This window comes from Psychrobacter sp. (assembly GCF_030457785.1).
GTDB lineage: Bacteria > Pseudomonadota > Gammaproteobacteria > Pseudomonadales > Moraxellaceae > Psychrobacter.
This window is the reverse complement of the sequence record NZ_JAKDUI010000123.1, coordinates 1-8,233: the sequence shown is the minus strand read 5'-3', so window position 1 is coordinate 8,233 and position 8,233 is coordinate 1. Positions and strand designations below refer to the sequence as shown.

Genomic DNA, 8,233 nt, shown 5'->3' with positions numbered 1-8,233 from the left:
AGGTTTTAAATAACTATCGCTTTTATACCGATTTTACTGGATTAAACTTTACTGGATTAGACGAAAATCAGAACGTCGGTTTTGAGCGTTGCGAATGTTCAACACGATCTATATTTATTTTTGTATATTAATCGCTAGGACGGAGCCGTTGGTGTAACATGTGAGCTATTTGATGAATGTGATAACGAGTAGAATGAAAGGTAAAGGTAAAGGTCTATGATTGGCTATTGTAGTAACTCTCCTCTGCGTTGCGAAAATGCACGTACGCTGACTTTGTTAAATGAGTCTAGTTCTGACTGTCCAGAGTGCAAACTATCACTGGTCCCTGAACAAGATATAAGCAAGCAGTTGTGTACTGATGAGTATTTTTTAAAATTGCTTGGGTTGGTACTGTCAGTAATAATGTTAATAGCTGTCTATATTTATTATGCGTATTTCGTATAATGCCAGTTGTCAGAAGTAGCGCATGTCATTATGAGGTGGTGAGGCTAAAAATGAAAAACTTAGTCATTATTTGCCACTAAATAAAATGGAAACACTACCGTGAGTATGATTATATCGACAAAATTTCAGGTCATGTGTAGAAAAAATCTCACGATTTTGAGACTGCTAAATATCCTACTGGTGTATTAATGGACTAGTTACCAACACGCTCTAGGTGTTTTTATAATAGTTGAAGTTGTAAGTGGGTTCGCAATATTTAAGATATACTCTGCTGTCAGCCTACTTTTCACTAATAACATACCGGTGATTTACCGAAGAAGGATAGTATGCTAACCCAATCTATACGTCGCTTTCGTCTTTTCGTTTATAACATCTTGCAAAATGATGAACATGACACTTGGTTTAGTCGCTATCTTGACTATTTCTTGATTTTTTTGATCATGACCAACGTTGCAGCTGTGATTGCTGAGTCTGTGGACAGCTGGTATTACCCTTACCAAGATTATTTTATTGGGTTTGAAAATTTCTCTATCATCGTGTTTTCTATTGAGTACTTGCTGCGTTTGTGGAGTGTGGCTGAAGAAAAGCCAGATAATACGACGTGGCGTCAGCGCTGGCAGTGGTTGAAAAGCCCTTCTGCGCTCGTTGACCTGATTGCTATTGTGCCAGCGTTCTTAAACTTCTTCGTTTCTATTGATCTGCGCTTCTTACGTATCTTGCGCTTGTTCCGAATTTTGAAACTGACTCGCTATTTTGCCTCCATGCGTATTTTATTGGTGGTCATCAGTAAGGAGAAAGGGTCGTTTCAAGCGGTTATTTTTATTTTGATTATCATGATTGTGACTGCTTCTAGTGGCATATATTTGGTCGAGAACCATGCGCAACCAGATGAATTTGAGTCGATACCCAAGGCGATGTGGTGGGCTGTGGTGACGCTTACGACGGTAGGTTATGGTGATGTTACGCCGATCACGAATGCCGGCAAGATACTCGGTGCGATTATTACGATCTTGGGTGTGGGTCTGGCCGCACTCCCAGCTGGTATTTTGGCAACTGGCTTGGCAAATGAGCTGGCGCAACGCCGTGAAGAGTTAGAGCAACATTTCCGAGAACAACTGATTGATAGTGATTTTGATTTGGTAAAAAATCAGATGATGATCGATAAAATTCGTCGTGAGTTAGGACTGGATAAAGAGCAAGCCCAAAATATCGTATTACAGGTACTGCGCGAACAAGAGCTGGAACGACGAGAGAGAGAAGTAGAGACAAAGCAAAAGAATTTTTGTCCTAATTGTGGTGAGTCTTTATAAGCGATTTGGGTCTATCTATTTGCAGGTGATGACAGAGCTTGGCTGTACTGTAAATGCTTGAATAGCTTGTGTAGAAAAGGGTGCTGCGTATTTAAACGTAGCACCCTTTTTTGCACTTAGCGCCTTTTTTTGCACTCAGCGCCTTTTATCATGGAACGGGATGGTGTTGATTTTAAGATTCTTGTGTAGCAGGCAGTGCGCGTGCCAGTTCATGAGCCACTTTTTGCGCTGCGGTTGTTATATCCTCAGCGGTAAGTGGGAGATTTTGTAAGGTTAGATGCCAATCATCTATTTCTCGGCGCAAATTTGCAACCCAAAGTGTTGTGCAGTCTCGTGGCAGTTGTTTTAGGTTGACTTCAAAACAATGATTGCCTTCATCATCACTCAGGTGAATCTCGCCTTTTTTTACTCTAGAGAAAGGGTGGTTGTGGTAGGAGTTGGCTATCATAGCAATATGGGTGATATGCGCAGGAACTTTTTCTAAATAAATTCTGATTTGCTCTTGGTCGAGCGGCGCTAAATACATAGATTGCTCGCCACGGTCTTTGCCGTTTAAGCTATCACCTTGATGACACACAGACTCTACTTGGTCTCGTAGTTTTTTGAACCAAACGATGTCGCTGATATTGCAATCATCGTCATATAGTACGCAAGCAATATCAATATCAATCGCGCTTTTTTGCTTTTTAAAACGTTTAAACATTCCTTTGGGTGCAATCTTGGTATGCTCGTAATTTAGCGCGAAAAATAACGTTCCCACATCTAAGCCCAGTCCTTTTAAACTGTCTGAAAGTAGTGGATATGGCGCAGTGGTCGACATAGTATTCCTTGTGGGTGTTTAATTTTATAGGGTTATCAATGGCACGTCTTCAACATGCTCTAATACTTTATTTAAGCGACTTTTCGTGGGTTAATCCAAGAGGTTAAAAAGTCGCGTTTTTCAGTGTCATTTTTCGGTATTAATTTTCGGTATCACTCAACGTCAGTGGGCTTATCCAAGACAGCTTGGCATAACAACACTGGCTCGGCATTTAATAGACCGCTACCAAAGCCACGCAACCACCAAACCAGCTGAGAAGTTAGGTTGACCGTTGCTTGAACCGTCAGTGTGTCATCATCATTTAGGGTGACCGTCTGATCGTCGCTGAGCTTGCTTTCGGTTAGGCTTTTACCTGCCCGTTTAGTGAATTGTAATTCAATAGCAGTATTTTTACCACGGCTCGGTAGTTCACCAAACAGAGGATGGCTAAAGCCCATACTGCCAGCATCCAAATAAGTGTCGAGGTGAAAGCCGTCTGGCGTCTGGGCGGCCGTTTCGAGGATATCTACACTATCGAATCGATGTAGGGCAAAGGTACGTATGATGGCCTCTGGATCATCAGTACGTGTCGCCAATAAATAGATAATAACTCCGCGCTGGATGATAGCAATAGGGTTTAGGGTGTACTCACTGGCTTGGGATTTATTGCTACGGGTATAGCAGGCATTGATTTGTAATTGGTAAAATAATGCGTGATAGATATTGTCTTTGCTATCCAAATCAATGTGGGGCGCGATTAAAGGCTGAGTGGCAGGTTCGATACGCACTCTGTCTATCCAAGAATGCGTTACTTTACTGTTTTTCAGCTGACGACGTGCCAAATCAAACCAAGGGAAGAGCTCATCTAGAATAGCAGGTGGCAATAGCTGGGTTAGATTGGCCTCGACCATGTTGAAAGCGACGGCCTGCGATAGATTCATGTGCGGCAGGCTTTGTAGAGGGGCGTCATCACGCCACCGCCAGCCTTGGGGGTTGGCATTATTTTTTTCGATGGGAAAGCGTTTGGATAGAGCGTTTAAGTCGCGCTGTACAGTACGTAGACTGATCTTAAAGCCTGCCAGCTTGAGCTGATCGTAGATATGAGTTGTTCCTACCCAGCGATTACGCTGTAGCTGTGACAGTACTTGCCACTGGCGTGCAGTGGTAGCCGCCCCATGACCGTTAGGGTTGTTAATCTCTACAGGCTCGGCATCAGGAGTTGATAGCGTGGACGCCTGCCCATCGGTGTCTGGCTGATCGTCGGTGGTCTTACGATGTGTAGTCATGAAGAGATAACCTATATTATATAGAGTCACAAGAATAAAGCCAAAGATGGATATTATACCTATTAACGGAGTGCAAGTTAACGTAGCGAAAGCCATTTATCATCGCAGAAAAGCATCATAGGGTCTAGGGCGTGTCCTCAATTCAATCGATCCACTTAATCGAACTATTTAATCGATGTTTTCTGCATTTTCAATCGCGACGTCATCATTACTTTCTTCTTCCTGTTTGCGTTTCTTTTTTTCTTTATCTTTTTTCTTTTCTCTATCTTCTTTCTTTTTTTGACGTTTTGCTTTGCGTCTTTTTTTGTCTTTCTGCGTGCTTGCTCTATCGGACGACGTTTTCTGTGATGGTTCTTTGTCTGATTGGTCTTTTTCGTCGAGATCATCATGACCGTTTTGGTTTTCATCCCACAACATCAAACGGCCCAAAATCTTACCAAACAAGGTGTTTTTACGGTAGCGTCCCTTTTTGTTGACGGTGTCGATGGGCAGACCAGTCATCAGAGTCAATGCTTCACTCAATGTTTGTACGCCATAGATATGAAAGGTGTCGGCTTTGACGGCGGCAATGATATCATCGCGCAGCATGAGTTGTTTGACATTTGCCATTGGGATGACCACGCCTTGCTGTCCAGTCAGGTCTTGCTCGCGGCAAGCATCAAAAAATCCTGCGATTTTGGCGTTAATACCGCCGACCGCTTGTACTTCTCCTAGCTGATTCATAGAGCCAGTGATCGAAAACGATTGGTTGATAGGTACATCAGCTAAGGCGGAGAGTAGGGCACAGGCTTCGCTGAGGGTGGCACTATCGCCATCAATATGCGCGTAGCTTTGCTCAAAGGCGAGTGATGCGCTGAAGTTTAAATTGTGATGCTGACTAAATAATGAACGTAAATAGCTGGTCATGATCAGCATGCCTTTGGCGTGTAAGCTACCACCCAAATCTACATCTCGTTCGATATCGAGAACTTCCCCGTTACCGATATTTGGTTGGATGACAGCAGTTAAGCGAGCTGGTAAGCCGAACTCACTATCAGCATAGCTGACGACAGTTAGGGCGTTGATTTGTCCTACAGCGTACCCTTTGGTTTGGATAAGTTGCTGACCACTTTTGATTTCATCCCAATACAGGTCACGCAGGTATCCCGAGCGCTCTTCCATATCATCAATGGCTTGGATGACATCATGGGCATCGACGATATTTTTTTCGTTTATAACCGCATGACGGTTGGATTCATGCAATAACTTAATCAGCAAGTCACTGTGCAGGCTCAAGCGATTTTGGTCTTCCGCTTGCAGGCTCAAGTGTTCAAGCAAAGTGGCTTGTGCGCTATTATCAAATGGATATAGCTTGGCATAATCAATGATATCGGCCATTTTTGCTACCAACACCAGCTCGTGCTCTTTCGTACGGACTACGTCATCGTGAAAGTCGGCACGAACCTTAAAGACCGCATCAAACTCAGGCTCAAGCTCTAATAGTTCATAATATAAATCGGCCTCACCAAGCAAAATCACTTTTACATCAAGGTCAATGGGGGCAGGTGCCAGTGACAAACTGCCTGTCAAAGTTATCATTTGTTCTAGGCTCGAGAGTTTGATTTTGCGTGATTGCAATGCTCGCTTGAGCCCCTGCCATGCATATGGGTGTTCAAGTAAGTGGCTGGCTTCTAATAGTAAATAGCCACCGTTGGCGCGATGTAAGGCACCGGCACGTATCATACTGACGTCGGTCGTTACTGTGCCTAGTTGGGTAATTTGCTCCACGTGACCTAATAGGTTTAAGTGAGTTGGCATGTCTTCAAAAATGACAGGTACGCCGCTGTCTGGCGAGTGACTGACGATGACATTCACAGCGTAGCGACTCGGTATGGTGGCCAATACTGCCGTCACAAACTCTTCATCATCGCCATTGACGATACGTTCGACATGAGTAACCATGTCGGCAAATACTGATTTAAGATAATCAATGATTTGCGGGAGGGCGGAAAACTGCTCATAAAGCGGTGCAAACAAAGGCTGCAATGCACGACGTGCAATATCTCGATGTAAGGTTTCTATGGCGTCATTGGCTTCGTCCTCTAATTGCTCTAAGGCGATGGTTAGCTGACTCAAGCGTTTTTGCATGTGATTTTTTTTGATGAAGTTATTCAGCTCAGATTCGTACCCACTGCGGTCGTATTCAGTATTAGGGTGCTCAGAATAGTCATGGTTATGGCTATAGTCAGTTTTGCTATCTTTGTGACCATGAGTGTCATCAGTATTAGAGGTACTGGTGTGTTTGCGTGTTGATGAGGTGTTTGAGTGGCTGTCAGTTGGGTTGTTGTCAGTCTCATTGCCGTTTTCAGTCGCTAGTTTGCTGGGATGTACGAACATTGCTTTGTTGTCAAAGGAGCGAAACGTCAGTGTTAAGTCATATTGCTTACCTTCAGCATTTAGCACGTCGTAAGCATGGCTTTCTTTTTGATGAGTGTCGTTTTTGATGGCTTCAATTTTACTTTGGTATTGATCACTACGAAAGCGTTGGTTCAATCGTTTTTTGGCTTGTTGCCATAGATGGTTGACCTGCTGCTGTAATAGTAAAGCTTGACCGGCAGGCAGACGCAATGCGAGTGGAGTGCGTGGATCGGTAAAGTTGTGTACGTAAACCCAATCATCTGGCGTCGGCGCGTCTGCAGCTGTCCGTTTCAATAAGCGGCTAATAACAGTACGTTTGCCCAAGCCGTTTTCGCCAGCAGCGAATACATGGTAGCCACTGGCTTTAATATTAAAAGCAGTTTCCAAAGCTTTTAGCGCGCGTTGCTGTCCAAAGCCGATGTCCAGATCTGGTGCTGTACGCGTGTCTGTCGGTAGCTCCTGAGGTATGCTATAGCGTTTTAGTTGTTCAGCGTTTACAAGGCAGCGCTGCTTGGTCTCTATAAAGAGTGGGCAGGGTGTCTTTGGTTCTGTTTGCTTATTAGGTTCTGATTTACACTCCAGTTTAGGTTTTGGGTTTTGTTCCGGAGTGTGTTCAGGTTTTTTGCCCAACGTCTCTGTCATTTCAGTAGTAGGTGTTGCCATATGGTAAATATCTTATTTGGTGATTTTTATTAGAGAGCTTTTGAGTTTAATAGTTCAAGTTTAATAGTTTGGGTTTGATAAATATAAGGTTGTGGTCATGTGCTGAGATAATTGAGTGGTTGTTTCAAAAATATGTGATAGCTAAAAGGTTTTTTTGTTATTTATCTCTGTGCTTGTTTTGGGTTATTTATAATCAGCAGTGTTATCTTACAAGATATGGTCAAGGTATAGTCAGAAAAAACAGTTACATTTTAAAGAAGTCATTCATGACCGTTTTGTCTCATACTTGGATAGGTGGTTGAGTATCAACGACCCTGTATGAATAGTAAGCATAAATATAATAATCCGTGAGCTTGATATCGTCCAGGCACAATAGTCTCATATCATAAGCACGGAGCGTGTAGGATGTTTCATATTGGTGCAATCTGTAACTATTCAACGGGCAGGCTGCATGATAAAATGCAAGGTTCTCATGTCAAAACTGGATAACTTGTCGTATGTCAGCTTCCATCAACCCGTCTTCATCGTCTGCCCATAAACGTGAGTTACGTATTGACCCAACTGGATTTGTAAAGCTTGGATCACAGTTGCCCGCACTGGCGAACACCTTAGCCAAAGCAATCAATGATTTGGGTCTGTCTGTCAGTGGGACGCAGCAGCGTACATTATTATTATACTTAGACCAGCTTTTATTGTGGAATAAAGCGTATAATCTGACCGCCATTACTAACCCTGAAGAGGCATTGATTAAGCATGTGATTGATTGCTTAGCCGTCATAACGCATCTACCACCAGGGACTTTGTTGGATATCGGTACTGGTGCGGGTTTGCCAGCAGTTATTATTGCTATTTGTCAGCCTGAGCGTCAGTGTACCGCACTGGATAGTAACCAAAAGAAGATTCGCTTTATCAAACAAATAAGCAGTGAGCTTGGATTGCATAATATGCAGCCAATTGCCTCTCGTATCGAGGCACATGAAGCCAGCTACGATGTGGTGACTTCTAGAGCGTTTGCCAGTTTGATAGATTTTGTCGAAGTGGCAGCGCCGAGACTGGCGGACAATGGTTTTTTATGTGCGATGAAAGGCAAGGCGCCAAGTGACGAAGAATTACAAGCATTGGATGGTAGCTGGCATATTAAGACGATTAAGCTTAAAGTACCATGCCTACAGGATAGTCGTCATTTAATTGAATTGTCTGCAAAAAATGTCTAAGCTATGAGCTCACTTTTGACAGACAAACGGCCGCGGTTGACGGATATAGGTCAAATAGTGGTGTTGCATTTAGCGGTGTTGCATTTTTCTAGAGTTGGCTTACCATGCTAGCGAGTACTA

General features: G+C 43.3%; 5 protein-coding genes. 2 read left to right on the top strand and 3 right to left on the bottom strand.

Annotated features, from left to right (window positions below; translation table 11 throughout):
• Nucleotides 1-770 precede the first annotated feature (770 nt).
• Complete coding sequence (locus L0J61_RS07135) at nt 771-1,754, top strand: ion transporter (RefSeq protein ID WP_301465654.1); 984 nt, start codon at nt 771-773, stop codon at nt 1,752-1,754.
• A 172-nt stretch (nt 1,755-1,926) separates the two neighbouring features.
• Here the strand turns inward: L0J61_RS07135 and L0J61_RS07130 are convergent, their stop codons facing one another.
• From L0J61_RS07130 to L0J61_RS07120, 3 genes are all read right to left on the bottom strand, one after another.
• Nucleotides 1,927-2,574 (bottom strand): TerD family protein, encoded by a 648-nt coding sequence (locus L0J61_RS07130; protein ID WP_301465652.1) that lies wholly within the window; start codon nt 2,572-2,574, stop codon nt 1,927-1,929.
• 152 nt (nt 2,575-2,726) lie between these two features.
• On the bottom strand, nt 2,727-3,839 hold the full coding sequence (locus L0J61_RS07125) for a YafY family protein (RefSeq protein WP_301465650.1): 1,113 nt from the start codon (nt 3,837-3,839) through the stop codon (nt 2,727-2,729).
• 168 nt (nt 3,840-4,007) lie between these two features.
• Nucleotides 4,008-6,899 carry an ATP-binding protein gene (locus L0J61_RS07120; RefSeq protein WP_301465649.1) on the bottom strand — a complete coding sequence of 964 codons (2,892 nt, stop codon included), beginning with the start codon at nt 6,897-6,899 and terminating at the stop codon, nt 4,008-4,010.
• A gap of 497 nt (nt 6,900-7,396) precedes the next feature.
• Here L0J61_RS07120 and rsmG point away from each other — a divergent pair, with 497 nt between their 5' ends.
• Nucleotides 7,397-8,113, top strand: a complete 717-nt coding sequence (gene rsmG, locus L0J61_RS07115) for a 16S rRNA (guanine(527)-N(7))-methyltransferase RsmG (RefSeq protein ID WP_301465648.1) — start codon at nt 7,397-7,399, stop codon at nt 8,111-8,113.
• The last annotated feature ends 120 nt before the right edge of the window (nt 8,114-8,233 follow it).

Coding starts and splice junctions, on each gene's coding strand:
- L0J61_RS07130 (WP_301465652.1), bottom strand. CDS start 2,574: ATGTCGACCACTGCGCCATATCCACTACTTTCAGACAGTTTAAAAGGA.
- L0J61_RS07135 (WP_301465654.1), top strand. CDS start 771: ATGCTAACCCAATCTATACGTCGCTTTCGTCTTTTCGTTTATAACATC.
- L0J61_RS07120 (WP_301465649.1), bottom strand. CDS start 6,899: ATGGCAACACCTACTACTGAAATGACAGAGACGTTGGGCAAAAAACCT.
- rsmG (WP_301465648.1), top strand. CDS start 7,397: ATGTCAGCTTCCATCAACCCGTCTTCATCGTCTGCCCATAAACGTGAG.
- L0J61_RS07125 (WP_301465650.1), bottom strand. CDS start 3,839: ATGACTACACATCGTAAGACCACCGACGATCAGCCAGACACCGATGGG.